The 25,338-nt window shown below is 62.0% G+C and carries 22 protein-coding genes; 10 read left to right on the top strand and 12 right to left on the bottom strand.

Annotated elements, in window-relative coordinates; all coding sequences use genetic code 11:
• The first annotated feature begins 108 nt into the window (after nt 1-108).
• Nucleotides 109-327, top strand: coding sequence for a DUF2790 domain-containing protein (locus tag ACIOMR_RS16860; RefSeq protein WP_003210829.1), 219 nt, complete (start codon nt 109-111; stop codon nt 325-327).
• Here ACIOMR_RS16860 and ACIOMR_RS16855 read toward each other — a convergent pair.
• From ACIOMR_RS16855 to ACIOMR_RS16820, 8 genes are all read right to left on the bottom strand, one after another.
• On the bottom strand, nt 324-1,571 hold the full coding sequence (locus ACIOMR_RS16855) for an OprD family porin (RefSeq protein ID WP_102604629.1): 1,248 nt from the start codon (nt 1,569-1,571) through the stop codon (nt 324-326). The genes ACIOMR_RS16860 and ACIOMR_RS16855 overlap by 4 nt on opposite strands.
• A 30-nt stretch (nt 1,572-1,601) precedes the next feature.
• Nucleotides 1,602-2,936, bottom strand: coding sequence for an MFS transporter (locus tag ACIOMR_RS16850; RefSeq protein ID WP_102369133.1), 1,335 nt, complete (start codon nt 2,934-2,936; stop codon nt 1,602-1,604).
• Nucleotides 2,937-2,991: 55 nt separating this feature from the next.
• Nucleotides 2,992-3,753 carry a 1,6-dihydroxycyclohexa-2,4-diene-1-carboxylate dehydrogenase gene (locus ACIOMR_RS16845; RefSeq protein ID WP_008433831.1) on the bottom strand — a complete coding sequence of 254 codons (762 nt, stop codon included), beginning with the start codon at nt 3,751-3,753 and terminating at the stop codon, nt 2,992-2,994.
• A gap of 10 nt (nt 3,754-3,763) precedes the next feature.
• Nucleotides 3,764-4,786 carry a benzoate 1,2-dioxygenase electron transfer component BenC gene (benC, locus tag ACIOMR_RS16840; protein WP_401195319.1) on the bottom strand — a complete coding sequence of 341 codons (1,023 nt, stop codon included), beginning with the start codon at nt 4,784-4,786 and terminating at the stop codon, nt 3,764-3,766.
• 10 nt (nt 4,787-4,796) lie between these two features.
• Nucleotides 4,797-5,285 carry a benzoate 1,2-dioxygenase small subunit gene (benB, locus tag ACIOMR_RS16835; RefSeq protein ID WP_008433833.1) on the bottom strand — a complete coding sequence of 163 codons (489 nt, stop codon included), beginning with the start codon at nt 5,283-5,285 and terminating at the stop codon, nt 4,797-4,799.
• A complete protein-coding gene (locus ACIOMR_RS16830; RefSeq protein WP_003210841.1) occupies nt 5,282-6,658 on the bottom strand; it encodes a Rieske 2Fe-2S domain-containing protein in 1,377 nt (458 codons plus the stop codon). The genes benB and ACIOMR_RS16830 overlap by 4 nt, the downstream gene beginning before the upstream one ends.
• Before the next feature lie 85 nt (nt 6,659-6,743).
• A complete protein-coding gene (locus ACIOMR_RS16825) occupies nt 6,744-7,703 on the bottom strand; it encodes an AraC family transcriptional regulator (RefSeq protein ID WP_401195316.1) in 960 nt (319 codons plus the stop codon).
• 118 nt (nt 7,704-7,821) lie between these two features.
• Nucleotides 7,822-9,222, bottom strand: a complete 1,401-nt coding sequence (locus ACIOMR_RS16820) for a DHA2 family efflux MFS transporter permease subunit (RefSeq protein WP_401195314.1) — start codon at nt 9,220-9,222, stop codon at nt 7,822-7,824.
• A 263-nt stretch (nt 9,223-9,485) separates the two neighbouring features.
• On the opposite strand from ACIOMR_RS16820, the gene ACIOMR_RS16815 reads away from it, so the two are divergent.
• The 4 genes from ACIOMR_RS16815 to ACIOMR_RS16800 are packed head-to-tail and all read left to right on the top strand — an operon-like array spanning nt 9,486 to nt 13,405.
• The gene (locus tag ACIOMR_RS16815) at nt 9,486-10,331 is read left to right on the top strand and encodes an ABC transporter substrate-binding protein (protein ID WP_003210846.1); all 846 of its coding nucleotides are present in this window, start codon (nt 9,486-9,488) and stop codon (nt 10,329-10,331) included.
• Between the two features lie 16 nt (nt 10,332-10,347).
• On the top strand, nt 10,348-11,856 hold the full coding sequence (locus ACIOMR_RS16810) for an amino acid ABC transporter permease/ATP-binding protein (protein WP_401195311.1): 1,509 nt from the start codon (nt 10,348-10,350) through the stop codon (nt 11,854-11,856).
• 17 nt (nt 11,857-11,873) lie between these two features.
• Entirely contained in the window at nt 11,874-12,539 is a 666-nt protein-coding gene (locus tag ACIOMR_RS16805; RefSeq protein ID WP_003210850.1) for a GntR family transcriptional regulator, read from the top strand.
• 14 nt (nt 12,540-12,553) lie between these two features.
• Nucleotides 12,554-13,405, top strand: coding sequence for a DUF1989 domain-containing protein (locus tag ACIOMR_RS16800; protein WP_008433843.1), 852 nt, complete (start codon nt 12,554-12,556; stop codon nt 13,403-13,405).
• Nucleotides 13,406-13,435: 30 nt separating this feature from the next.
• Here ACIOMR_RS16800 and ACIOMR_RS16795 read toward each other — a convergent pair whose 3' ends face one another.
• The 4 genes from ACIOMR_RS16795 to ACIOMR_RS16780 are packed head-to-tail and all read right to left on the bottom strand — an operon-like array spanning nt 13,436 to nt 17,907.
• The gene (locus tag ACIOMR_RS16795; protein WP_401195307.1) at nt 13,436-14,410 is read right to left on the bottom strand and encodes an ABC transporter permease; all 975 of its coding nucleotides are present in this window, start codon (nt 14,408-14,410) and stop codon (nt 13,436-13,438) included.
• Nucleotides 14,407-15,399 (bottom strand): ABC transporter permease, encoded by a 993-nt coding sequence (locus ACIOMR_RS16790; protein WP_102369138.1) that lies wholly within the window; start codon nt 15,397-15,399, stop codon nt 14,407-14,409. The genes ACIOMR_RS16795 and ACIOMR_RS16790 overlap by 4 nt, the downstream gene beginning before the upstream one ends.
• Nucleotides 15,386-16,921 (bottom strand): sugar ABC transporter ATP-binding protein, encoded by a 1,536-nt coding sequence (locus ACIOMR_RS16785; protein WP_401195303.1) that lies wholly within the window; start codon nt 16,919-16,921, stop codon nt 15,386-15,388. Before ACIOMR_RS16785 ends, ACIOMR_RS16790 begins: the two co-directional genes overlap by 14 nt.
• Nucleotides 16,921-17,907: a sugar ABC transporter substrate-binding protein gene (locus ACIOMR_RS16780; protein WP_003210861.1), complete on the bottom strand. Its 987-nt coding sequence runs from the start codon at nt 17,905-17,907 to the stop codon at nt 16,921-16,923. The genes ACIOMR_RS16785 and ACIOMR_RS16780 overlap by 1 nt, the downstream gene beginning before the upstream one ends.
• A gap of 265 nt (nt 17,908-18,172) precedes the next feature.
• Between ACIOMR_RS16780 and ACIOMR_RS16775 the strand changes: the two genes are divergently transcribed.
• From ACIOMR_RS16775 to ACIOMR_RS16755, 5 genes are all read left to right on the top strand, one after another.
• Nucleotides 18,173-18,559: a cupin domain-containing protein gene (locus ACIOMR_RS16775; protein WP_401195300.1), complete on the top strand. Its 387-nt coding sequence runs from the start codon at nt 18,173-18,175 to the stop codon at nt 18,557-18,559.
• A 68-nt stretch (nt 18,560-18,627) separates the two neighbouring features.
• Nucleotides 18,628-19,038: a DUF3757 domain-containing protein gene (locus ACIOMR_RS16770; protein WP_177021736.1), complete on the top strand. Its 411-nt coding sequence runs from the start codon at nt 18,628-18,630 to the stop codon at nt 19,036-19,038.
• A gap of 225 nt (nt 19,039-19,263) precedes the next feature.
• A complete protein-coding gene (gene mexE, locus ACIOMR_RS16765) occupies nt 19,264-20,505 on the top strand; it encodes a multidrug efflux RND transporter periplasmic adaptor subunit MexE (RefSeq protein WP_003210867.1) in 1,242 nt (413 codons plus the stop codon).
• Nucleotides 20,506-20,520: 15 nt separating this feature from the next.
• Entirely contained in the window at nt 20,521-23,700 is a 3,180-nt protein-coding gene (locus ACIOMR_RS16760; RefSeq protein WP_003210869.1) for an efflux RND transporter permease subunit, read from the top strand.
• Nucleotides 23,697-25,112 carry an efflux transporter outer membrane subunit gene (locus ACIOMR_RS16755; RefSeq protein ID WP_134326680.1) on the top strand — a complete coding sequence of 472 codons (1,416 nt, stop codon included), beginning with the start codon at nt 23,697-23,699 and terminating at the stop codon, nt 25,110-25,112. Before ACIOMR_RS16760 ends, ACIOMR_RS16755 begins: the two co-directional genes overlap by 4 nt.
• The last annotated feature ends 226 nt before the right edge of the window (nt 25,113-25,338 follow it).

Here is a 25,338-nt window from a genome sequence, read left to right as displayed (position 1 = left end):
ACATTGCCCCTCGATTGCTACGTGATACGTACGAGTCATTCACCTGTTCCTGTCTTTATCCCGCTGCGGCAATCACTAAAATGAACCCTACTCACAGAGGAACTCATCATGAATATCAAATGGCTCAGCCTGCTCCTGTTTTTCACCGCCGCCGGCGCCATGGCGGCCGGCAGCAATGAAGCGCTGGATATCCAACACGTTGTTTCAATCACGCCCGTGCCGGGCAGTTGCCAGGTAGAACCGGCGACCATGGTGTATCTCGACAGCCAGGGCGCCAGCCATACCGTCCACTACCAGGTCATGGGCACGTGCCAGGGCGGGGTTTAAAGCAGCTTCCAGGTGTAACTGAGGATCAGCCGGTTCTCGTCGATGTCGCTGCGGTAGTTTGAACGGGCCATGACATTGCGCACCCGAATGCCCAGGCCGCTCAATGTGCCGCTTTGCACCACATAGCCGATATCCAGGTCGCGCTCGCGATCCTTGCCTTCATAACCCGCGCCGGTGGTCACGTTGTTACCGGTGATATAACGCACGGTGGTGGTCAGCCCCGGAATGCCCAGCGCCACGAAGTCATAGTCGTACCGCACTTGCCAGGAGCGCTCGTCGGTGTAGGCAAACTCGTAGGTGGGTACTTCGTTGCCCAGCGGCGTGATGTTGGCGAAGACCCGCGGGAAGGCACTGTCGCCATACATGGCTTGATAACCGACGTAGAAGATATGGCCGCCATGCTTGGCCGACAGCAGCGAGAAAAACGCCTGGTTGTCGATCTTGCCAAGCAGTTTGTCGCCGTCTTCCCGGGCATCGTAGTAGCCGAGGTTGGCGCCGAGCGTCCACTCACCCATTGGCTGGCTGTGCTTGAGGCCGACAAAGTCCTGGCGGTAGATGTCCTTGAGTTGGCCATGCCAGTAGCTGACGCTGGTGCGGTTGGTGTTGAAGGCGTAGTCGCCGCCGACGTAGTTGAACCCATCACTTTCAGCGCCGCGTTGCGGCACATGGCCGAGCATGGCGATCATTTTCTCGTCGCCGGCTTCGTTGCGCAGGCGGGTGGTGGTCAAGTGCCCGGCCTGTAGCGCAAGGCCGGCGATTTCGCCGGAGCTGACACTCACGCCCTGATAGCTCGGCGGCAGCAAGCGGATATCGCTGAAGGCCAGCACCGGCAGGTTCGGTTGCAGTTCGCCGACCTTCAATTCGGTCCTGGAAAACCTGGCCTTGAAGGTCAGGCCCAAACGGCTGTAATCATGCGGGGCGCTGCCGTCGCCCTTGACCGGGAGCAGGCCGGTATTGGTGCGGTCCGGGCTGCTGTCGAGCTTGAGGCCGAGGGTGCCCAGGGCATCCAGGCCAAAGCCCACGGGCCCCGGGGTGTAGCCGGATTTATAGGTCAGGATAAAACCCTGGCCCCACTCCTCTGCCTTTGATTGCTTGTTGGCGCCGACGATGTCCGAGAAATCGCGGCTGAAGTAATAGTTGCGCGCCTGCAAGGTGGCGGTGGAGTCCTCGAAAAACCCGCCCTCGGCCGCCGTCGCCGCAAGGGGCACGCCCAACAGGGATAGCCAGATACGTTGTGTGTTCATGTCGTTGCTCTTAGTTATTGTTATCGACAGTTACTGCGCCGGGGCGGCGATCACCTCCTGCCGGCCCCGACGTTCATTCAGCGCATACGCCGTCATTGCCAGCACGGCGATGGCCCCGGGGATGGCAAAGGCCATGAAGTTCAGGTGCAGCGGCAGTTCAATCCCCATCAGCGCGCCGCCCAGCAGCGGGCCGACGATGGCGCCGGTACGACCGATACCGGAAGCCCAGCCCAGGCCGGTGGCTCGAATGTTCAAGCCATATAGTTGTGCGGCGCCGGCGTACAGCAGGATTTGCGTGCCGATGGTGGTGGCGCCGGCAAAAAAGATCAGCAGGTACAGGACAGGCATCGGGCTCTTGATACCCAGCAGGCTGATGGAGAGCAGCGCGGCGATAAAGAAACCGATCACCACCTTCACCAGGTTAAGCCGGTCACACAGCCAGCCACCGACAAGCGCCCCGGCGATGCCGCCAAAATTCAGCGCCAGCAGGAACGACAGGCTCGATCCCAGGCTGTAACCGGCACCCGCCATCAGTTTGGGCAGCCAGGAACTCAGGGCGTAGACCATCAACAGGCAGCAGAAAAACGCGATCCAGATCGCCGCCGTCCTCAAGGCCAGGCCGTGGCGGAACAACTCCAGCACCGAAGCGCCCTTGCCTTTACCGGCGCTGACGAGCAGTTGGTCTTGCGGGTCGATCCGGGTCTGCGGCGACAGGCGCTTGAGCAGCTCACGCGCCTGTTCATTGCGGCCCTGGCGAATCAGGAACCCGATGGACTCAGGCAGCCAGTACACAATCAACGGCATCAGCAGCAGCGGGATCGCCGCGGCGAAGAACATGGACGACCAGCCAAAACGCGGCAGCATGAAAATCCCCACGCCGGCCGACAGCATGCCGCCCAGCGAGTACCCGCCAAACATCACCGCCATCAGGATGCTGCGCATTTTCTTCGGTGCGTATTCGGTAATCAGTGCGGCCGCATTGGGCATCAGGCCGCCACAGCCGAGCCCGGCAATAAACCGGCAGATTCCGAACTCAGTCGGGTTGCTGGCAAAACCGTTAATCACCGTGGCGACGCTGAACAAGGCAAAGCAGATGGCGATGCCTTTGCGGCGACCGAACTTGTCGGCCAGGCTGCCGAAGACCAGCGCGCCGAACATCATCCCGAACAGCGCATAACTACCCAGAGCGCCGGCCTGCAGGGGCGATAGTCCCCATTCCTTCATGATCGACGGCAAGACCACGCCGTAGATGAACAAGTCATAACCGTCAAAGATCAACAGCACAGCACACAGGCTGACCACCAGCCAGTGGAAACGATTGAAATGGGCATTATCGATAATCGAATTGACGTCATGGGTACGCATGGCAGTGCTCTCATTATTGTTGTTGTGAGTCAGTGTCTGCAGGTACGGCGCTGGGTCAGCCGAGGTCGCCGCCTCCTACCGGCAAGGTGACGCCCGTGATGTAGGAGGCCTCATCAGAGGCCAGAAACAGAATCGCGCCGGCTTGTTCGTCGATGCTGCCGTAGCGCTTCATCGGGCTGCTGTCGAGGGTCTGGTCGACGATCTGCTGGTACCAGACGCGCTCCTGGTCGCTCTGGGGCTGGCTGTTGCGCGGGATCCGCCGCGGTGGCGCCTCGGTGCCACCGGGTGCGGTGGCGTTGACCCGAATGCCGCTGCCGGCGGTCTCCAGGGCCAGGCACGCGGTCAAGGCGTTGACGCCGCCCTTGGCCGCGCCATACGGCACACGGTTCACTCCGCGCGTGGCCACGGACGAGACATTGACGATGGCACCGCTGCCCTGCTCCAGCATGTAGGGCAACACGCAATGGCAGCACCACAGGGTCGGGAACAGCGAGCGGCGCACCTCGGCTTCGATTTCGTTCTCGGCGTAGTGCTCGAAGGGCTTGGCCCAGATGGTCCCGCCGACGTTGTTGACCAGGATGTCGATACGCCCGAACCGTGCCTTGGCAGCGGCCATCACACGGGCACATTCGGCATGCTGCTCCAGGTCGGCGGTGAGGATCAGCGCCCGCTCATGCTGCAATTCATGCACGAGTTCCGAGCGATCGACGGCCACCAGCCAGGCGCCCTCTTCCAGCAAACGCTCGGCAACCCGCCGACCGATGCCCTGGGCGGCGCCGGTCACCAGCGCAACCTGGGTGTTGAAACGTGGAGTCATGGGGGATTCCTCAGGCGGCGTCGCCGGTGACGATGGTGTTGGGGGTGAACTTCTCGTAGTGGAAGCTGGCGGGGGTGACACCCTGGTTCTTGAAGTGCTGGCGTACCGCGTCGACCATCGGTGGCGGCCCGCACAGGTACACATCCACGTCGCCATCGTTCAGCACGTCAGCGGCCATGTGCTGGGTGACATACCCCTGCCGGGGGTGCGCGGTCTGGGGGTCGGCCACGCAGGTGACAAAACCGAAGTTGGGCAGGCGTTGGGCGAACGCCTCCAGCGCCTCGACCATCACCAGGTCCTGGTCCCGCGTCACGCCGTAGACCAGCGTGACCGGCCGGGTTTCCTCGCGCTCGGCCAACACTTCAAGCATCGACAGGAACGGCGCCAGCCCCGTACCACCTGCCAGCAACAGCAGTGGCCGCGCCACTTCGCGCAGGTAGAAACTGCCCAGCGGCCCGGTCATCGGCACCGCGTCGCCCGGCTGGGCACGCTCCAGCCAGCCACTCATCAACCCGCCGGGCACATGCTTGATCAAAAAGCTCGCGCGTTTGTCGCCAGGGCGACTGCTGAAGGAATACGCGCGGGTCTGCCCACTGTCGGGGACGCCGATATTCACGTATTGCCCCGGCAGGAACACCGGCGCCTGATCCAGTTCGAAGCTGACTTCCAATGCTGCATCGGCATGCCGGGTAATACTCGCCACCGTCGCGGCAAATTGCGCGGTGCCGGTCTTGCAGGCACCGGAAGGCACCGGCACGGCAATCACGCAGTCCGACTGCGGCACCATCTGGCAGGTGAGCACCTGGCGTTCGCCGGCTTCATCCTCGCTCAGGGCGTCTTCGATGTAGTCGTCGCCCAAATCATAGGCGCCGGTTTCACAGCGGCATTTGCAGGTGCCGCACACACCGTCGGAGCAGTCCATGGGCAGGTTGATACGTTGGCGAAAGGCCGCGTCGAGGACCTTTTCACCCACCTTGCAGTCGATGAAACGGGTTACCCCGTCCTCGAAGTTCAGGGCAATGGAGTACGTCATGGGCGTGTCCTCAGATGTGGTAGATATCGATGACCTGATGGATGTAGTCGTTTTTCAGCACCACCTTCTTGCGCGTGATCAGCGGCTGTTCGGCGCGGATATCGAGGCGATAGAACGAGGTACCGAAGTACGTATCCGTGGTCTTGTAGCGATGGCTGAGGGTTTGCCAGTTGAAACGCAACTCCACGTGCTGCCCGTCGTCGGCCAGCACTTCGAGGTTGGTGATCAGGTGCGCGGTGCGCGGCTCCGGGGTGCTGGCGCTGGAGCGTTCGGTCTTGATCCGGAACACCCGGTCTTCCAGGCCGTCGCGGCTGGGGTAATAGATCAGCGAGATTTCGCTCTGGGGGTCTTCGGTCAGCGTGTCGTGGTCGTCCCAGGCCGGCATCCAGTACTCGACCTTGGGTGAATAGCATTCGAGCCACTCATCCCACTGGCGGTCATCCAGCAGGCGGGCTTCGCGGTACAGAAAGTCCAACAGGCGGTCACGGGAAGCACTCATGCCAGCACCTCCTTGTCCGTCGCGATCAAGCCTTGCTGCTCCCGTTCGATAGCGCGTTGCAGGCTCTGGGCCCAGTGGGCGTGCTGGCGCACGAACAGGCCTTCGTCCTCGGTCTTGACGCCACTGAGCTGCGGATTCATGCCCATGGCCCGGGCGTTTTCGTCAGGGCCTTCGACCCACTGTTTGGCGCCGCGGCTGAGGTCATTCCACAAGGTGGTCGCACCCTGGTAGCCGGTCTGGCAGGCGCGGAACTCTTCCAGATCGTCCGGTGTACCCATGCCGCTGACGTTGAAGAAATCTTCGTACTGGCGGATGCGCGTGGTGCGTTCCTCGGCACTTTCGCCCTTGGGCGCCATGCAATAGATCGTGACTTCGGTCTTGTCGACCGCGATTGGCCGTACCACGCGGATCTGCGTGGAGAACTGGTCCATCAGGTACACATTCGGGTAGAGGCACAGGTTGCGGGTTTGGTCGACGATAAAATCGGCGCGTTCCTGGCCCAGGCGCTCGGCCAGCGCCTCGCGATGGGCATGCACCGGACGCACTTCGGGGTTGAGCAGGCGCGTCCACAGCAGGATATGGCCATGCTCGTAGGCGTACACGCCGCCCAGGCTTTTCGACCAGCCATTGGCATCCACGGTGCGCGTGCCTTCGGCTTCGTAATTGCGCCGGCCCATGGTCGCCGAGTAGTTCCAGTGCACGGAGCTGACGTGATAACCGTCGGCGCCGTTTTCGATCTGCAGCTTCCAGTTGCCGTCATACACATATGACGAACTGCCCCGCAGCACCTCCAGCCCCAGCGGGGCCTGGTCGACCATCTGGTCGATGATCACCCGGGTCTCACCCAGGTAGTCGCTCAGCTCCGGCACCGTCTCGCTGAGGCTGCCGAACAGGAAGCCGCGATAGTTTTCGAAGCGGCCAAGGCGTTTCAAGTCGTGGGAGCCGTCACAGTCGAAGCTGTCGGGGTAGGCGCCGGTCTTGGCGTCCTTCACTTTGAGCAGCTTGCCGGCGTTGCTGAAGGTCCAGCCGTGGAAAGGGCAGGTAAACGAGCCTTTGTTGCCTTGTTTACGGCGGCAGAGCATCGCGCCACGGTGGGCGCAGGCGTTGACCAGGCCGTGCAGCGTGCCGTGTTTGTCACGGGTGATGACCACGGGCTGGCGGCCGATCCAGGTGGTGAAGTAGTCGTTGATCTCCGGCACCTGGCTTTCGTGTGCCAGGTAGACCCAACCGCCTTCGAAAATGTGCTTCATTTCCAGGGCAAACAGGTCGGGGTCGGTAAAGATGTCGCGGCGGCAGCGGAACACCCCAGTGGCGGGATCTTCCTGGACGGAGTCGCGCAATTGTCGGGCGAGTCGGTCGAATGTGCTGATCATGGGGTAGGCCCTCGGTTGTTCTTGTATCAGGCCCCCCCACCTTATGTGCTTGCCCTACCCCTCAATATCCGCTGACTGCAATTCGTTATCCGCCTGGCGCGAGCCGGCGCTTCCACGTTTGCGAAGGCAGCTCGCCAAAGCGTTTGCGATAGGCCTCGGAGAACCGCCCCAAATGCACAAACCCATGATCCAGCGCCACCTCCGTCACGCTGCGCGCCGTGGCCAGTTGCAGCATGGCGTGCACCCGCTCCAGCTTGCGCTGGCGCATGTAGTCACGGGGTGACAGGCCGACCTGGCGTTCAAACAAGGTATACAACGAACGCTCGCTGACCCTGGCGATGGCCATCAGTTGTTCGACGCTGATGTCGTCGGCCAGGTGCTCCTCGATGAACTGACGCACGGCTTCAAAGCCCCCACCCTGATCCGGTCGCGGAATCACCCGCAGGACGTTGCTGGCCAGCAGCGCCAACAGCTTGTTCGCCACAATGCGCTCGTACAGGCCCTGCACTTCGGGTTCGGCGGCGTTTTCGGCCTCATGGCAGATCAGCCCCAGCAATTGCAGGAACCCACCCATTTCGGCAAGTGCGTGGCGCGGCGCCGCAAAACGGATGCCCGGCTGCGGCAACGTCCAGTGCTGCTCAAGGCAGGCGTTTTCCAGCAGGCGCACGGGCACCTTGACGATGAATTTTTCGCAGTCGGCGGAATAGGTCAGGTCTACCGGGTCATCCGGGTTGATCAGCAGCACTTCGCCGGGGCCAAACACCTGTTCTTCGCCGCGGGAGCTCGAGCGGCAGTGGCCGTGCAGCAGGATCTGCAGGTGGTAGATGGTTTCCAGCGCCACCGAGGTCACCCGCACCGGCGCGCCGTAGCTGATGCGGCACAGGTCCAGGCTGGAAAAGGTCCGGTGGCTGATGCTTGCCTGCGGGCGGCCCTTGGGCGGCAGGCGGATGCAGTGGCTGCCGACATGCTGGTTGACGTAGTCGGACACGGCATAGGCATCTGCACGGTCGAAAATCTGGCTGCGCTCACTCAATAGCACGGTCATGGTTGCGCCTTTTATTGTTATGGGCCCTGCGTATGTACTTCACCGCAGAGTGATGCGGGGGACGCAAGCCGTCCAATATTCAATAGGTGTTGCTTCATACCCCGAAGGTATCGTGGGTTCACTTTCGCTGCAAAACCGACTCACCGGCCTGGGGCGGCAGCCGCAGGTTATCCAGCAGCGCCACGCCGGCGATCACCGCCACTAGAAGAAACGTCAGCTGGAAATCGGCGGTGGCGGCCTGCCCGGTATTGCCGTGAAAACTCATGGCAAAACGTAACAACAGTGCGCCAATCGCCACGCCCATGGCCATGCTCAGCTGGAAGAACATGCTGAACAAGGTTGAGGCGTCGCTCATCTGCGCCTTGGGTATATCGGCGAACCCCAGGGTGTTGAACAAGGTGAACTGCATGGAGCGTGACAGGCCACCCACGAACAGAATGAACAGGATCAGCGCCCAGCTCATGCGCTCGTCCAGCAGCGCACAGGCCGCAATCGCGAGCACGCCAAGGATGCCGTTGATCATCAGCACCGAGCGAAAGCCCCAGCGCTGCATCACCGCCGTGGTGAACGGCTTCATCGCCAGGTTGCCGGCAAATACCGCGAGCACCAGCAACCCCGCATCGAATGCAGAAAGGCCGAACGCCAGTTGAAACATCAGCGGCAGCAGGAACGGCAAGGTGCTGATGGCCACCCGGAAAATCGACCCGCCGCACAGGCACACACTGAACGTGCGCACACTCACCACACCCAGCGCCAGCAATGGTTGGGCATGCCGGCGCATATGGCGCCAGGCAAAGGCGCCGAGCATTACGCCTGCAGCGCTGAGTAACAGGCCCTGCAACAAGCTGCCACGGCTTTGCCCGAGCAGTTCCACGCCGTACAACAGCGCCGCGCTGGCGACACCCACCAGCAGGAAACCGCTGAAGTCGAATGAGCGGGACGTGACCTCGTCGTGTTTGGGGATCAGTACCAGCGTGGCAATCAGCGCCAGCAGGCCCAGCGGCAGGTTGAGGTAGAAAATCCACGGCCAGGACGCGTGGGTAACGATAAACCCGCCCACGGGCGGCCCGAGTATCGGCGCCACCAGGCCGGGCCAGGTGATGAATGAAATCGCCCGCACCAGGTCTTTTTTCTCGGTAGCCCGCAGCACCGCCAGGCGCCCCACCGGCACCATCATCGCGCCGCTGATGCCCTGCAACACGCGCGCGGCGACGAAGGTCTGCAGGCTGTCGCTCCACCCGCACAGCAGTGACGAAAGGCTGAACAGCACGATTGCCCAACCGAATACCCGCCGCGAGCCAAAGCGGTCGGCCAGCCAGCCGCTGATGGGAATGAACACCGCGACGGCGAGCATGTAGGCGCTCATGCCGATGTTCACGTCCACCGCGCCCACGCCGAAGGTTTTGGCGATGTCCGGCAACGCGGTCGCGATCACGGTGGCATCGAGGTTCTCCATGAAGAAGGTGACGGCGACCAACAAGGCAATCAGGGTTGAGCGGCGTTGGGAGGTCGACGTCATTGCTGTTCACTCATGGTTTCGAATCGGCACTTTATCAATAAGTGCGTCCTTTATGGTCCGCGAAATGCCTGCCTCACAACGTGGCGCCCGGTAACGAATTGCCCCGAATTGGGGTGCGCGCTTGCAAAAAACGGCTGTCTCACGCGTCAAAACCCATCAAAAACCTGAAAAAGTCATTAGTTGGCACGATAACCGCTTACTAGCTAATACAGGATTGTTGAACAATCCAAATCTCCCTGCATCCAGCAACCGAGGCGACGAACATGCAAAAAGGTCTGACGGGCAAGAACACCCTGCGCACATTGGCGCTAGCGATCACCCTGGCGTGCGTGACGCCGCTGCTGTCGGCTGCGGAAATCAAGGGCACCCTGAAACCGGGCGAGCTGTCCATCGGCTCCGACCTCACCTACCCGCCTTACACCTACCTAGAGCAAAAGACCCCGGCCGGTTTCGACCCGGAGTTCATGCAACTGATGGGCAAGCAACTGGGGCTCAAACCACGTTTTCTCGACACCCGTTTCGCCAACCTGATCCTCGGCGTCAACGCCCGGCGTTTCGACGTGGTGGCCTCGGCACTGTATGTCACGCCAGAACGCGCCAAGCAGGTGGATTTCCTCAGCTACCTGAAGACCGGTTCTTCGCTGATGGTGCTCAGCGCCGGCGACTTCAAGCCCCAGCGCCCGGAAGACCTGTGCGGCAAGCGCGTCGGGTCGATCAAGGGCGCGTCGTGGGTGCCAAAGCTGAACAAGGTTTCGGCGGACTACTGCCTCCCTGCGGGCAAGCCGGCGATCGAGTCGCGTGAGTTCCCGACGTCGCCGGAAGCCGCCCAGGCCCTGCTCGCCCAGGCGGTGGACGTGCAGATGGAAGACGCGGCGGTCGCCAAGATCACCGTGGAAAAACTGCAGGGCAAAACCGTGATCAGCTCCAACGAATTGATCTACCCGGTGGTGGTCGGCCTGGCCGTGCGCAAGGAAAACCCGGCACTGCTCCAGGCGCTGACCGGCGCCCTGAGCCAGATCAAGCAGGACGGCAGCTACGGCAAGCTGCTGGCGCGCTACAACCTGGCCGAGCCGAACGCCGCCGAGATCAGTGCGGCACTGGGTAACTGAAACGCGGAGCACCTTTATGCAATTCGATTGGCACTACACCCTGGGCTTGTTATGGAACGGCGACTTCTGGCGAGCCGTCGGCACCGTGGTCGAACTGAGCCTGGAAACCTGGCTGCTGGGCATTGTGCTGGGGTTTTTCCTGGCCCTGGCGCGGCAGTCGGAGCGCCGCTGGCTGCGGGACTCCGCTGGCGTCTACATCTGGTTCTTCCGCAGCCTGCCGTTGCTGGTGCTGTTGATCTTCGTCTACAACCTGCCGCAGGTGTTTCCGTCCACCAGCGCGGTGTTGTCCAACCCCTACTCCGCGGGCCTGATCGCCCTGGTGCTGAGTGAGGCGGCCTACATCGCCGAGATCCATCGGGGCGGCCTGCTGGCGGTGGTCAAGGGGCAGCGCGAAGCCGGCAAGGCGCTGGGCGTTGGTTATCGCGGCGTGCAGCGGTTGATTGTGGTGCCGCAGGCGCTGCGGGTTGCGTTGCCCACACTGGCCAACGAATACATCACCATCGTCAAACTCACCTCGCTGGTGTCGGTGATTTCGCTTTCGGAAATCCTGCTGGTGGGCCAACAGCTCTACACCCAGAACTTCCTGGTGATGGAGACCATGCTGGCCGTGGCGTTCTATTACGTGTTCATCGTGACGGTGTTCAGTTGGCTGTTGCGGGTGCTGGAGAACCACCTGGACGTGACCCGGCGCAAACCCAAGGCCATCGCCCCCGCCATGCTCGACCAGGTGGCGACGCGTCGTGCCCCCGGCCAGGCCGAGCCCGGCGAGTTTGCCTTGCAGGCCCGCGGGGTGCGCAAGGCCTATGGCGAGCTGGAAGTGCTCAAGGGCGTCGAACTGAATGTGCGCTGGGGCGAGGTGGTGTCGATCATCGGCCCGTCAGGCTCTGGCAAAACCACACTGATTCGTACCATGAACGGCCTCGAAAGCCTCGACCGTGGCGAAATCACCCTGCAAGGCCAGCCGTTCCTGCGTGGCAGCCAGGAGCCGCAAGGCGCGCTGGGGCACAAGGTGCAAATGCGCGGCATCGTGCATGTCGGCATGGTGTTCCAGGGGTTCAACCTGTTCCCGCATAAAACCGCCCTTGAGAACGTGATGCTCGCGCCGGTCTACCATGCCCATGGTAGCGGCGAAGAACTGCGCCTGTTGAGCCTGGCCCTGTTGCGCAAGGTCGGCATGCTGGAGCACGCCGGCAAGTACCCGCACCAGCTATCCGGCGGGCAACAGCAACGGGTGGCGATTGCCCGCGCCCTGGCGATGCGGCCCTCGGTGATGCTGTTCGATGAACCCACCTCGGCCCTCGACCCGGAACTGGTGGGCGACGTACTGGCGGTAATCGAGGAATTGGCTCGCGAGGGCATGACCATGGTCATCGTCACCCATGAAATGAACTTCGCGTTCAAGCTTTCCGATCGTGTGGTGTTCATGGAAGGCGGCGAGATTATCCAGGACGCCGCACCGCGTGACATGCTCGAGCAACGCAGTGAACGCATGACCAAGTTCCTCAAAGACGTCCAACTGGCGTGAGCCCAAGGAGCCCCGACGTGAGCCAAGCCAAGGAACCCAGCCTGTCGCTGGCCGACCAGGTTGCCATCGAACTGCGCGAAGACATCATCGGCGGCCGCCTGCTGCCCGGCATGCCGCTGGTGGAAAGCGAACTGGTGAACGCCTACAACGCCTCGCGCAACACGGTGCGTGAAGCCTTGCACCACCTGGGCCGCGAAGGCCTGACCAGCTACGTGCGCAACAAAGGCGTGATCGTGCGCCGCCTGGGGGTGGAGGAAGTGCGTGACATCTTCAAGGTGCGACGCACCCTGGAGCTGCAGGCCATCGCCGCCAGCAAGCCGCTGCGCGAATACCAGTCCGACCTGATGCTGGAGTCCATCGAGGCCGCGCAGCTGGCCCAGGACCGCGAGAACTGGCAAGCCTTCGGCACCCACAGCCTGCGCTTTCACCAACATATTGTCGGGCTGATGCGCAGCCCGTTGCTGGACGAGTTTTTTACCCATATTGCAGCCCAGATGCGCCTGGTGTTTTCCAACGCGCCCAGCGAGGAAACCTTCCAGAAGCCCTGGCTGGAGCGCGACCGGCAGATTCACGACTTGCTGGTTGACGGCCACAAGCAAGCCGCCGGCGAAGCCCTGGCCAGCTACCTCAATGACTCCGAATCGCTGCTGCTGGACATCCTGAGCAGCATTCCAAAACCCTGAAGCGAGGACCCACCATGTACAAGGACTACCCAGCGGCCTACCAAGTCAGCAAAGGCGCTGCCTTGCAGGTCGACAAAGCCTTCTATGACCGCGTGCGCGAGTCCCGGGACGGGCGCACCCTGATCGAGCAATTCGAAGTGCCGATCCGCACCGGCCGCGCCTGGAAAGTACCGGCAGGCCATGTGTTCCGCGTGACCACGCCGGTTGGCCCGCAGGTCGGCGACTTCAACGTGTGGAGCGCCAACGACCCCCGCGAACGCATGTGGGCGGCACGCACCCGCCAGCTGCAAGGCGCGCACGTCACCACCTACGACCGCCTGTGGTCGAACCTGCCGTTTTTGCGGCCGATGGTCACCATCACCGACGACAGCCTGGCCGACTATGGCATCGACGAACACGGCGGGCGCCTGCATGACTTGCTGGGCACGCGCTGCGACCCTTACGTGAACAAGATGCTCACGGGCGAAGACTTCCACCACCACTGCCACTCCAACCTGACCCGCGCCGTGCTGCCCCATGGCCTGACCGAGTTCGACGTGCACGACGTGCTGAACATTTTCCAGTGCACCGGCCTCAATCACGACGACATGTACTTCATGAAAGCCTGCCCGGCCAAGCAGGGCGACTATCTGGAGTTCTTCGCCGAAATCGACCTGCTGTGTGCCCTCTCCACCTGCCCCGGTGGCGACCTGTCGCTGCCGATGTGGGGCCCGGATGCGGAAGACCCGTTGAAGGTCTGCCGTCCGCTGGGGGTGGAAATCTACCGCCTCGACGACGCGCTGCTGGAGGGCTGGAAACAACCCGAGCGCGCCGCCTATAACGGCAACCATGGCCTGTTGATTGCCAAGGCCGACTGGGAAAAGTAAAGGGCAGGCCCGCACCTGGGGCGCCGCGCCTCAGGTGTTCTGCGCAATCCTGCGGCTGACAAAACTGAAGGCCAGCACGATAAAAATCAGCACGCCGGTTGCCACCTGCTGCCAGTAGAAGTTCCAGCCGATCAACAGCAGCCCATTGGCGATGACGTTGATGAACAGCACCCCTAGCAACGTGCCCGGAATATTCGCCCGGCCCTGGCGGTTCAATGTGGTGCCGATAAACACCGCACCAATCGCATTCAGCAGGAACGCATTGCCCGACAGCGGCACATAGGCACTCACCGTCGAACTGAGCAGAATCCCCGCCACCGCGCACGCCAGCGCCGCCGCCAGCACCGTGGTGGTGACGATGCGCCGCACCGACAACCCCGAGTAATACGCCAGCAGCGGCTGGGTACCCTGGGCCAGCAGTTCGCGCCCCAGGCGTCCACGGGCCAGCAACAGGCCGTAGACCACGGCCAATACCAGCACGATCAACAGCGGCAAGGGCACGCTCAAAGGGCTGAAGCTCGCCAGTTCCGGCTTGAAACCCTGGGCGATATAAATTGGCTGGCCGCCGTCCGAGAGCAGTTGCTGGGCACTGGTGCCGATAAACAAGGTGCCGAGGGTGGCCAGGAACGGGCTGATCCGCAGCCCCGCGATCAAGCCGGCATTGAACAGTCCTACCAGCAGCCCGGCGGCCAACGCACCGGCAATCGCCACACCCAGCCCGTGCCCGGCGTTAAGCAACACCACGAAGCTGAAGCTGGCGAAATCCAGCGCGGTGCCTACCGACAGATCGATGCCACCGGCCGCCACCGCATAGGTCATGCCGATCGCAACAATCGCCAGCAGCACGAAGTTATTCAGCACCAGGCTTTTCAGGTTGCCGCCACTGAGAAACCCCGGGGCCTGCCAGGCAAACACCACCACGATGGCCACGAACACCAGCGGCAACGTCAGGGGCAACAGCGAACGCCAGCCGCCATGGGCTTGCAGGATGGATACCTGACTCATGAATGTTCTCCCCGGTTCAATGCGCTGGAAGCGGCGACCACCAGCAGAATCAGCACGCCCTGCACACCGTTGACCCAGAAGCTCGATACGTTGAGCAACTGAAACCCGTTGATCAAAAAGCCGATCAACAGCGTCGCGAGCAAGGTGCCGGGGATGCTTGCCACCAGTCGCCGGGAAAACACCACCCCAAGAAAGGCTATGGCGACCACCGACAACAGCATGTCGCCGGAGCCGGTGGTGCTGCCGCTGAAAAATGCCGCTGAACACAACGCCGCCACCGCGGCACACAGCCCAGACAGCAAATAACTGGAGAGTACGTAAGCCGGCACTCGAATCCCGGCGGCCTCGGCGGCGTGCGGGTACTCGCCGACGGCATGCAGGCGCAGCCCATAGGCGGTGTGCTGGATCAGCAGCGTCAACACAAAGGCCGTCACCAGCAACACCCAGGCGAGTGCCGGCACGCCCAGCCAGGTCCCGCCACTGAGCAGGTCGAGCAGCGGTGAGTCAGTCGAGACCACGGTGTTTTCGGTGAGGACCAGCTCCAGCCCGGCCAGTACATTCATGCTTGCCAGCGTTGCGAGCAACGGTGGCAAGCGCAGCACCACCACGGCCAGGCCATTGAGCAGGCCCACCGCCAGGCCGCAACCCAAGGTCAGCAGCAGGCTTGCCCACAGGTCGAGGCCTGCGTTGTTGAGTCGACTGAACACCGCCGCGCACAAGCCCAAATTGGCCGCCAGCGACAGGTCGAGCCCGCCGGCCACCACGTTGGAGCCGCCGCCGATAATCACGCAGGTCAGGCCAAAGGCAAGTACGCCGAGGATCGCCGACTGGCTGAACACATTCGCGATATTGCCGACTGAAAAGAAGTTCGGCGCGGCGACGGCAAAGCCCAGCAAAATCGCGAGGAATACGCCCACCGAGCCGCGCCGCAACAGCAGTACCCATAACCGTTGGGACAAGCCAGGAGTAGCAGCTTCAAGCAGGGACATGCGCCACCTCCTGTTTCACCTGCACAGCCACTGTGGGCTGCACCGCACCCGTGGCACACGCCAACAGTTGATCACTGTCCGCCTCACCGGCATGGAACTCCCCGGCTATTTCGCCTCGATGCAGCACCAGGATGCGGTCGCAGATCCCCAACAGCTCGGGCAAATCCGAAGACAGCACCAGCACCGCTGCGCCCTCTTCCACCAGCCGCCCGATCACGCGATAAATCTCGACCTTGGCGCCGACGTCCACACCTACGCACGGTTCGTCCAACAGGTACACCGCCGAGCGCCGGCTCAGCCATTTGCCCAGGGCGACTTTCTGCTGGTTGCCGCCGCTGAGCTGGCTGACGGCAGCCTGCGGGCCCGGCGTCTTGATCGCCAACTCGTCGATCAGCCGCAGGCTTTCGGCCTGCTCCTTACGCTGGCTCAGTAACCCCCAGCGACTGAAACGCCCAAGCCCGGCGAGCGTGAGGTTTTCCAGCACCGACAGCAGCGGTGAAATCCCCTGGCTGCGGCGTTCTTCCGGCACCAGTGCAATCCCTTGGGCAATGGCTTCTCCGGGTGAACGCAGGCGCAACAAACGCCCCTCCAGATGAATGCTGCCGCTGTCGGCGCGCACCACACCGAACAGGGCCTTGAGCAGGTCCTTGGCGCCCGACCCGACCAGCCCGGTGAGGCCGACGATCTCGCCCCGACGCAATTCCAGGTCGATCTGCCGGTAGCGCCGGGCCAGGCTCAGCCCGCGCACCTGCAGCAATGGTTCGCCGAGCTCGACCTGCGCCTTGGGGTACATCTCCTGGACCTCGCGGTTGACCATCAACCGCGCAATCTGCGCGCTGGAGGTGTGCCGTGGCTCTACCACGGCCACATCTCGACCATTGCGCAACACCGTCACTTCATCGCACAGGCTGTCGATTTCCTGCAGGTAATGGGAGATGTAGAGAATCGACAAACCCTGGTCCCGCAGGCGCTTGACGATCCGCAGCAGCTGGTCGACTTCGCGCTTGACCAGCGCCACGCTGGGCTCGTCGAACACCAGGATCTTCGGCTGGCGAATCAACGCCCGGGTGATTTGCAGCACCTGGCGCTCGGCGCTGTTCAGCTCGCCTACCAACGCGTCGGCGGGCAGTTGCAGCTCAAAATATTCCGCCAGCAAACGTTCTGCCTCGCGCTGCTGCCGGCGCCGGTCGACAAACGGACCACGGCGTAATTCATGGCCGAAAAACAACGCCTCGCCCACGGTAAAACTCGCCGGCAACAGCCGCTCCTGATGGATGAACTGCACGCCCAGCGCGTCCACCTGGCGCGGCGACAGTGCGGAGTACACCTGACCGTCAATGCTCACCTGCCCCGAGTCCGCTTTGTGGATCCCCGCCAGGACCTTGATCAAGGTCGACTTGCCGGCACCGTTCTCGCCCACCAGGCCGTGAATGGTGCCGCGCTCGACCTTCAGGCTCGCATCATCCAGCGCCAGGGTGGCGCCGAAGCGTTTGCGCAGGTGCTGCAAGTGCAACGCGGCCATCAATCACCCCGCAGTTGCTGGACCTGCGCCAGGTTGGCGGCGGTGGTCAGCAGCGTCGGCACATGGGTTTCCTTGGGCAGGTCGCGCTGCCCGGCCAGGTAGCGGGCCACGTTCTGCACAGCAGTCTTGCCGATCAGCGCCGGTTGCTGGGCGACTACCGCGCCCACCGGCGAATTGGCCTGGCCGAGCAGCTCCAGTACCTCCGGCGTACCGTCCACGCCGTAGGTCTTGATCTCGGTGCGCTTGGCGTCGATCAACGCCTTGCTTGCCCCCAGTTGCGGAATGTCCCACGCCGCCCAGATCGCCGAGACACTGCCGGCCGGGTACTTGTTGAGCAATGCGGACACCTGGGAATAGGCATCCTGCACGGTGTTGGGGATCACATCCCGCAGCTCCGGCTCGATGATTTCCAGTTGCGGGTGATCCTTGAGCGCCAGCTTCAACTGGTCGTAGCGAATCGCGCACACCGGCACGCCGTAGAAGCCGTTGAACACCAGGATCTTGCCCTTGCCGCCGGCATCCTTGATCAACTGATCGGCCAGGGCCTTGCCGGTGGCGACATTATCCGAGGTGGTGTTGTTGAGGCTGTACTGCGACGGCGCGTCGATGGTGAACAGCGGGATGCCGGCCTTGCTGATGCGCTTGAGCCACGGGTCGATCACGCTCAGGGTGCCGAGGGTCTGGATCACCGCATCGGGTTTCTGGGTGACCACGGTTTGCAGTTGGGTCACCAGGTTCTTGTCATTGCGCCCGGCGTCGAGGGTGATGGGCGTGCCGCCGAGGCGCTTGATCTCGTCGACCTGGGCCTGGAAGGCCTTGATATCGAAGTAGTGACTGGTGCCGGTCATGCTCACGGCAATGCGCTTGCCGGCCAGGGACGGCACCGCGTCATCGCCCTCGGCGGCCTGGGACACGGCGGCGTGGCCCAGCAACAACGCTGCGCCGAGCAAGATGTAACGTGAACGCGAGAAAAAGGTGCAAGGCATACAGGGCTCCGCTGAGCAACGGGTGAAAGGGTTCACCTGTGTGCATTGCAGAGCCCATGCCATAAATTATTTCCAATAAAATCAACGCGATAAAAACAATGGACGATGCCTTGCTGTCTCGAGCAAACCATAACTGTCCGACTGCTGTTGCCCAGCCAACAGTTGCACACACCCAGGACCGTCGCGCGCTGCACGATCATTCAATATCCGGCCGGCCGTTAGGCCTAACTTAAGGCTCCAATGTCCTGAAACCCTGGAACCTACAATGCCCGTCTCCCACGCTTCGACGAATTACGCCTCGATCAACTTCGCCGAGAAATACGCCCTGTTCAGCGAGCAATGGGCGCCCAAGGTCGTCGCGCAGATGAACGACTACCAGTTCAAGGTGGTGAAGATTGAAGGTGACTTCATCTGGCACGACCATGCCGACACCGATGAAACCTTTATCGTCCTCGAAGGCACCCTGCGCATCGACTTCCGCGACGGCGCGGTGACCATCGGCCAAGGGGAAATGTACGTGGTGCCCAAGGGCGTCGAGCACAAGCCGCACGCATTGGGTGAGGTGAAGTTGCTGTTGATCGAACCCTGCGGCGTGCTGAACACCGGCAGCGAGGGTGGCGAGCGCACGGCAATCAACGACGTGTGGATTTAGCACCTTCCGGCGTTGCCTGTTTGGGCTAGTCTTTACCTCACAGTTACTCCAGACCAGGAGCACGCGTGATGAACAGGCAGCTCAGGAAAACCTCAGCCCTCGTGATTACCCTGATGGCATTGATGGGAAACGTCTACGCTGGCACTGGTGCCTGCCCGCCCACCCATGCCCTTAAAGACGCGTTCAAAAAGACGCCGACCGGGGAAGTGGTCGCCTACACCGCGTCCGGCCCGGACGGTCGGCAATGGACCGGGCAAAACCCGATGACAGAGCAGAAGGACCTGCACCAGGTCCACTTTGAAAAGGCGGTGATCCAAAGCAGCCAGGGCCAGTCGTCTGTGGCATGCCACTACCTGGATCAGAACCATGAACCGGTAAGCATGACCCTGAAAAACCAGCTCAATGCCAGGCCTCTGGGCAGCGCATGGTCAGGCAACGAATGCACGGCAACCAACCCGGCGCTCTGTACATTTGAATAGCAGACACGCCCGACAATTTATGCGGCGCGCTGTTCCTTGCATCTTGCGCAACAGTCCTTTGTCATCAACAGCATTGATAGCTCCCTAACGAAAGCCCCATGCTAGAGGGCTCGCTTTACGCTTATATCATTCCGAATGATAGTTACCTTTGTTTCATTCGATTCGTGAGATAGCACCCTGCCGAGCATGATCCGCCCATCTTAAATACATTGGCGGATGCACCTCATGGAACAGTCACTCAAACATTTGCGCTATCCCTTGGCCATTTTGGCCGTGATGGTGATGAGCGCCTGCGGCAAAGCGCCCGAACAGGCAGCCGCCATGCCACCAAGCCACGTCAGCGTGGCCAAGGTGCTGGAACAACCGGTCAATGAGTGGGACGAATTCACCGGCCGGCTCGAAGCGCCGGAAACCGTGCAGATCCGTCCGCGTGTGTCGGGCCAGATCGATCAGGTCGCCTTCACCGAAGGTGCCTTGGTCAAGAAAGGCGACCTGTTGTTCCAGATCGACCCACGCCCATTCCAGGCTGAGGTGCGCCGCCTCGAAGCACAACTCGCACAAACCAAGGCCGCCGCCACCCGCAGCGATAACGAAGCCCAGCGCGGCGAACGCCTGCGCCAGAGCAATGCGATCTCCGCCGAGCTGGCCGACTCGCGCACCACCGCCGCCCAGGAAGCCCATGCGACTGTCGCCGGCATCCAGGCGCAGTTGGACCTGGCCAAGCTGAACCTGAGCTTCACCCGTGTCAGCTCGCCCATCAGCGGCCGCGTCAGCCGTGCCGAGATCACCGCCGGCAACCTGGTGACCGCCGATGTCACCGCGCTGACCAGCGTGGTGTCCACCGACAAGGTCTACGCCTACTTCGACGCCGATGAACGTGTGTACCTCAAGTACACCGAACTCGCGCGCCAGGGTCGCCGTGGCGCGACTACCCCGGTGTACCTGGGCCTGTCCAATGAAGACGGCAACCCGCACCTGGGCCAGATGAACTTCGTCGACAACCAGGTCAACCCGGCCACCGGCACCATTCGTGGTCGCGCCGTGTTTGATAACAGCAAGGGCGAATACACCCCAGGCCTGTATGCGCGCCTGAAGCTGGTAGGCAGTGGCACCTACTCCGCCGTGCTGATCAGCGACGAAGCCGTGGGCACCGACCTGGGCAAGAAGTTCGTACTGGTGATGGACGGCGACAAGCCTGCCTACCGCGCGGTGGAGCTGGGTCCGAAGATCGAAGGTTTGCGCATCGTGCGCAGCGGCCTGACCAAGGACGACACGATCATCGTCAAGGGTTTGCAGCGCGTTCGCCCGGGGTCGCCGGTTGCACCGGAAACCATCCCGATGGCCAGCAAGGAAACCCTCGCCGCCTTGGCACAACAACGACAAGCGCTTGAAGCCAGCAACCTGGAGCAAGTGGCGCCGGATAAAGCCGCGCCCAAGCTCGCCAGTGTCGCGACTCCACGCGGTTAAGGGATACGACTCAAGATGAATTTTTCCAAGTTCTTCATTTCGCGGCCGATCTTCGCAGCGGTGCTGTCGCTGTTGATCCTGATCGCCGGCGCGATTTCACTGTTCCAGCTGCCGATCAGTGAATACCCGGAAGTGGTGCCGCCGACCGTCGTGGTCCGTGCCAACTTCCCGGGCGCCAACCCCAAGGTCATCGGTGAAACCGTGGCCGCGCCTCTGGAGCAAGCCATCACCGGCGTCGAGAACATGCTGTACATGTCCTCGCAGTCAACCGCCGACGGCAAGCTGACCCTGACCATCACCTTCGCCCTGGGCACCGACCTGGATAACGCGCAGGTACAGGTGCAGAACCGGGTAACCCGGACTCAGCCCAAACTGCCCGAGGAAGTGACGCGCATCGGTATTACCGTGGACAAGGCCTCTCCCGACCTGACCATGGTGGTGCACATCACCTCCCCCGACCAGCGCTACAACATGCTCTACCTGTCCAACTACGCGATCCTCAATATCAAGGATGAGCTGGCACGGCTGGGCGGCGTGGGTGATGTGCAGCTGTTCGGCATGGGCGATTACTCCCTGCGTGTGTGGCTGGACCCGAACAAGACCGCCTCACGCAACCTGACCGCCACCGATGTGGTCACGGCCATTCGCGAACAGAACCGCCAGGTGGCGGCCGGTGCCTTGGGCGCGCAACCTGCGCCGAATGACACCAGCTTCCAGCTGTCGGTCAACACCCAGGGCCGACTGGTCACTGAGGAAGAGTTCGAGAATATCGTCATCCGTGCCGGCGCCAACGGCGAAATCACGCGCTTGAAGGACATTGCACGGGTTGAGCTGGGTTCCAGCCAGTACGCCCTGCGCTCGTTGATCGACAACCAGCCGGCCGTGGCGATCCCGATCTTCCAGCGCCCGGGCTCCAACGCAATCGACATCTCCAATGAAGTGCGCGCCAAGATGGCGGAGCTGAAACAGAGCTTCCCGGAGGGCATGGATTACCGCATCGCCTATGACCCTACCGTCTTCGTACGTGGCTCCATCGAGGCCGTGGTTCACACCCTGTTCGAAGCACTGATCCTGGTGGTGCTGGTGGTGATCCTGTTCCTGCAGACCTGGCGTGCGTCGATCATTCCATTGGTGGCGGTGCCGGTATCGTTGATCGGTACCTTTGCGGTGATGCATCTGTTTGGCTTCTCGCTCAACGCGCTGTCGCTGTTCGGGCTGGTGTTGGCGATCGGTATCGTGGTGGACGACGCCATCGTGGTGGTGGAGAACGTCGAACGGAACATCGAATTGGGCCTGGAACCGTTCCCGGCCACTGAAAAGGCCATGAGCGAAGTAACCGGCCCGATCATCGCGACCGCGCTGGTACTGTGTGCGGTGTTCATTCCAGCGGCATTTATCAGCGGCTTGACCGGCCAGTTCTACAAGCAGTTCGCCTTGACCATTGCGATCTCGACCGTGATCTCGGCGTTCAACTCGCTGACCCTGTCGCCCGCACTGGCAGCGGTATTGCTCAAAGGCCACAACGCGCCGAAAGACGGGTTCTCCAGGTTCCTCGACAGGATGCTGGGCGGCTGGTTGTTCAAACCGTTCAACCGCTTCTTCGACAAGGCCAGCCATGGTTACGTCGGCACGGTACGCCGGGTGATCCGCGGCAGTGGTATCGCGCTGTTCCTGTACGCCGGCCTGATGGTCCTGACCTGGATGGGCTTTGCCCACACGCCGACCGGTTTCGTACCGGCCCAGGACAAGCAATACCTGGTGGCCTTCGCGCAATTGCCGGACGCCGCGAGCCTGGACCGTACCGAAGACGTGATCAAGCGCATGTCCGACATCGCCATGAAACAGCCCGGCGTGGAAAGCGCGATCGCCTTCCCCGGCTTGTCGATCAACGGTTTTACCAACAGCCCGAACAACGGCATCGTGTTCGTGACCTTGAAGCCGTTCGATGAGCGTAAAGACCCGAGCCTGTCTGCCGGTGCGATTGCCGGTGCACTGAATGGCAAGTACAGCAGCATCCAGGAAGCCTACATGGCGATCTTCCCACCGCCGCCGGTACAGGGCCTGGGTACGATCGGCGGGTTCCGCCTGCAGGTCGAAGACCGTGGCAACCTGGGTTACGACGAGCTGTACAAAGAAGTGCAGAACATCATTACCAAGAGCCGTGGCGTGCCTGAGTTGTTCGGCCTGTTCACCAGCTACACGGTCAACGTGCCCCAGGTCGATGCTGCCATCGACCGCGAAAAGGCCAAGACCCATGGCGTGGCGATCAGCGACATCTTCGACACCCTGCAGATCTACCTGGGCTCGTTGTATGCCAACGACTTCAACCGCTTCGGGCGCACCTATCAGGTCAACGTGCAGGCTGAGCAACAGTTCCGCCAGGATGAAGACCAGATCGGCCAGCTGAAAGTGCGCAACAACAAAGGCGAGATGATTCCCCTGGCGACCTTCATCAAGGTCAGCGACACCTCGGGCCCGGACCGCGTGATGCACTACAACGGCTTCATCACCGCCGAGATCAACGGCAACGCCGCACCGGGCTACAGCTCCGGCCAGGCCCAGGCGGCGATCGAGAAACTGTTGAAAGACGAACTGCCCAACGGCATGACCTACGAGTGGACCGACCTGACCTATCAGCAAATCCTCTCGGGCAACACTGCGCTGTTCGTGTTCCCGCTCTGCGTACTGCTGGCGTTCCTGGTACTGGCCGCCCAATACGAAAGCTGGAGCCTGCCACTGGCGGTGATCCTGATCGTACCGATGACCCTGTTGTCGGCCATCACCGGGGTGATTATCTCTGGCGGCGACAACAACATCTTTACCCAGATCGGCCTGATCGTCCTGGTGGGCCTGGCCTGTAAGAACGCGATTCTGATCGTCGAGTTCGCCAAGGATAAACAGCAGGAAGGCCTCGATCCGCTCGCTGCGGTACTGGAAGCCTGCCGTCTGCGTCTGCGGCCGATCCTGATGACCTCGTTCGCCTTCATCATGGGTGTAGTGCCTCTGGTGATGTCCAGCGGTGCCGGTGCCGAGATGCGCCATGCCATGGGTGTGGCGGTGTTCTCCGGGATGATCGGCGTGACCTTCTTCGGTCTGCTGCTGACGCCAGTGTTCTATGTACTGATCCGCCGGTTTGTTGAACGCGGTGAAGCGCGCAAAGCGGCCAAGGCCTTGAAGCTGGAGACACAGCAATGAGCGTGAAAGTATTTTTGCCGAGCTTGCTGGTACTGGCGCTGAGCGCCTGTGCCGTGGGCCCGGACTATAAAACCCAGCCACTGGAGGCGGCCAACGTAACGGCCGCCGCCGACGCCAAGCAATACGACCACGGTAAGTTCGAAGGCATCTGGTGGCAGCAGTTCGAGGACCCGACCCTTAACCAGTTGGTGACTCAGTCCCTGAACGGTAACCGTGACCTGCGGGTGGCATTTGCCCGCCTGCGGGCAGCCCGGGCGATTCGTGACGACGCTGCCAATGACGTGATGCCGGTGATCACCAGCCGTGTCAGCAGCGATGTGGGCAAAGGCCAGATCCCCGGCCAGACCACCCAACGTGTCAACAGCGAGCGTTATGACCTGGGCCTGGACATGGCCTGGGAAGTGGACTTGTTCGGCCGCATCCGCCGCAACCTGGAGGCCAGCGACGCTGACCAACAGGTTGCCGAAGCTGACTTGTATCAGCTGCAAGTGACGATGATTGCCGAGTTGGTGGACGCTTACGGTCAACTGCGGGGCGCGCAACTGCGCGAGAAAATCGCGGTGGCGAATCTGAAGAACCAGGAGGATTCGCGCGGCATCACCGTCAGCCTGCGGGATGCCGGTGTGGGCGATCAGCTCGATGTGGTGCGGGCCGATGCGCGTCTGGCGGCTGTAGAAGCCAGTGTGCCGCAGTTGCAGGCCGAGGAAGTTCGCGAGCGTAATCGTATCGCTACCCTGCTCGGTGAGCGGCCGGACAAGTTGAGCGTGGATTTGAGCCCGAAAGATTTGCCGGCGATTGCCAAGGCGTTGCCGATTGGTGATCCGGGGCAACTGCTGCAACGTCGTCCGGACATTCTCAGTGCCGAGCGTAAGTTGGCAGCCGCCACGGCGCGGATTGGGGTGGCCAAGGCTGATCTGTTTCCGCGGGTGAGCCTCAGTGGGTTCCTCGGGTTTACCGCTGGGCGGGGTTCGCAGATTGGGTCGGCGGCGGCGAATGCCTGGTCGCTGGGTCCGAGCATTACCTGGGCGGCGTTTGACCTGGGCAGTGTGCGGGCAAGGTTGCGTGGTGCGGATGCCGAGGCGGATGGCGCCCTGGCGACTTATGAGCAGCAGGTGTTGCTGGCGCTGGAAGAATCGGAGAATGCCTTCAGTGATTACGGCAAACGCCAGCAGCGGTTGGTCTCGCTGATTCGTCAGAGTGAGTCGAGCCGGGCTGCTGCGGATCTGGCGGAGATTCGTTACCGCGAAGGGACGGTGGACTTCCTGGTGTTGCTGGACGCGCAGCGTGAGCGTTTGGCCGCCGAGGATTCCCAGGCTCAGGCCGAAGTGGATCTGTATCGTGGGATCGTCGCGATCTACAAGGCGTTGGGCGGTGGGTGGCAGCCGAGTACCACGATTGCCAGTGCCAAGTGATTTGACTTAAAGAGCTCCTTTGGTTGGTCGCATCCAGCCAATTTTTAGCCCCGTGCCGTCATTCGGTCGCGGGGCTTTTTTTTGCTCGCTTGTGGTGTGTGCATATCCGTTATTTCGGTCAGGGCTGCTATTGGTTCCGCTCTTACAGCGGCTCACTTTTGAACAGCGCAAAAGTAAGCAAAACGCTCTTGCCCCACCACTCGGCACCTCGCCTAGGCTCGGTGTG

The organism is Pseudomonas sp. NPDC087814, from assembly GCF_044742865.1.
Classification (GTDB): Bacteria; Pseudomonadota; Gammaproteobacteria; order Pseudomonadales; family Pseudomonadaceae; genus Aquipseudomonas.
Note: the sequence above shows the minus strand (reverse complement) of the source record. Positions and strands in the feature narration are given on the sequence as shown.

Coding starts and splice junctions, on each gene's coding strand:
- ACIOMR_RS16860 (WP_003210829.1), top strand. CDS start 109: ATGAATATCAAATGGCTCAGCCTGCTCCTGTTTTTCACCGCCGCCGGC.
- ACIOMR_RS16855 (WP_102604629.1), bottom strand. CDS start 1,571: ATGAACACACAACGTATCTGGCTATCCCTGTTGGGCGTGCCCCTTGCG.
- ACIOMR_RS16850 (WP_102369133.1), bottom strand. CDS start 2,936: ATGCGTACCCATGACGTCAATTCGATTATCGATAATGCCCATTTCAAT.
- ACIOMR_RS16845 (WP_008433831.1), bottom strand. CDS start 3,753: ATGACTCCACGTTTCAACACCCAGGTTGCGCTGGTGACCGGCGCCGCC.
- benC (WP_401195319.1), bottom strand. CDS start 4,786: ATGACGTACTCCATTGCCCTGAACTTCGAGGACGGGGTAACCCGTTTC.
- benB (WP_008433833.1), bottom strand. CDS start 5,285: ATGAGTGCTTCCCGTGACCGCCTGTTGGACTTTCTGTACCGCGAAGCC.
- ACIOMR_RS16830 (WP_003210841.1), bottom strand. CDS start 6,658: ATGATCAGCACATTCGACCGACTCGCCCGACAATTGCGCGACTCCGTC.
- ACIOMR_RS16825 (WP_401195316.1), bottom strand. CDS start 7,703: ATGACCGTGCTATTGAGTGAGCGCAGCCAGATTTTCGACCGTGCAGAT.
- ACIOMR_RS16820 (WP_401195314.1), bottom strand. CDS start 9,222: ATGACGTCGACCTCCCAACGCCGCTCAACCCTGATTGCCTTGTTGGTC.
- ACIOMR_RS16815 (WP_003210846.1), top strand. CDS start 9,486: ATGCAAAAAGGTCTGACGGGCAAGAACACCCTGCGCACATTGGCGCTA.
- ACIOMR_RS16810 (WP_401195311.1), top strand. CDS start 10,348: ATGCAATTCGATTGGCACTACACCCTGGGCTTGTTATGGAACGGCGAC.
- ACIOMR_RS16800 (WP_008433843.1), top strand. CDS start 12,554: ATGTACAAGGACTACCCAGCGGCCTACCAAGTCAGCAAAGGCGCTGCC.
- ACIOMR_RS16795 (WP_401195307.1), bottom strand. CDS start 14,410: ATGAGTCAGGTATCCATCCTGCAAGCCCATGGCGGCTGGCGTTCGCTG.
- ACIOMR_RS16790 (WP_102369138.1), bottom strand. CDS start 15,399: ATGTCCCTGCTTGAAGCTGCTACTCCTGGCTTGTCCCAACGGTTATGG.
- ACIOMR_RS16785 (WP_401195303.1), bottom strand. CDS start 16,921: ATGGCCGCGTTGCACTTGCAGCACCTGCGCAAACGCTTCGGCGCCACC.
- ACIOMR_RS16780 (WP_003210861.1), bottom strand. CDS start 17,907: ATGCCTTGCACCTTTTTCTCGCGTTCACGTTACATCTTGCTCGGCGCA.
- ACIOMR_RS16775 (WP_401195300.1), top strand. CDS start 18,173: ATGCCCGTCTCCCACGCTTCGACGAATTACGCCTCGATCAACTTCGCC.
- ACIOMR_RS16770 (WP_177021736.1), top strand. CDS start 18,628: ATGAACAGGCAGCTCAGGAAAACCTCAGCCCTCGTGATTACCCTGATG.
- mexE (WP_003210867.1), top strand. CDS start 19,264: ATGGAACAGTCACTCAAACATTTGCGCTATCCCTTGGCCATTTTGGCC.
- ACIOMR_RS16760 (WP_003210869.1), top strand. CDS start 20,521: ATGAATTTTTCCAAGTTCTTCATTTCGCGGCCGATCTTCGCAGCGGTG.
- ACIOMR_RS16755 (WP_134326680.1), top strand. CDS start 23,697: ATGAGCGTGAAAGTATTTTTGCCGAGCTTGCTGGTACTGGCGCTGAGC.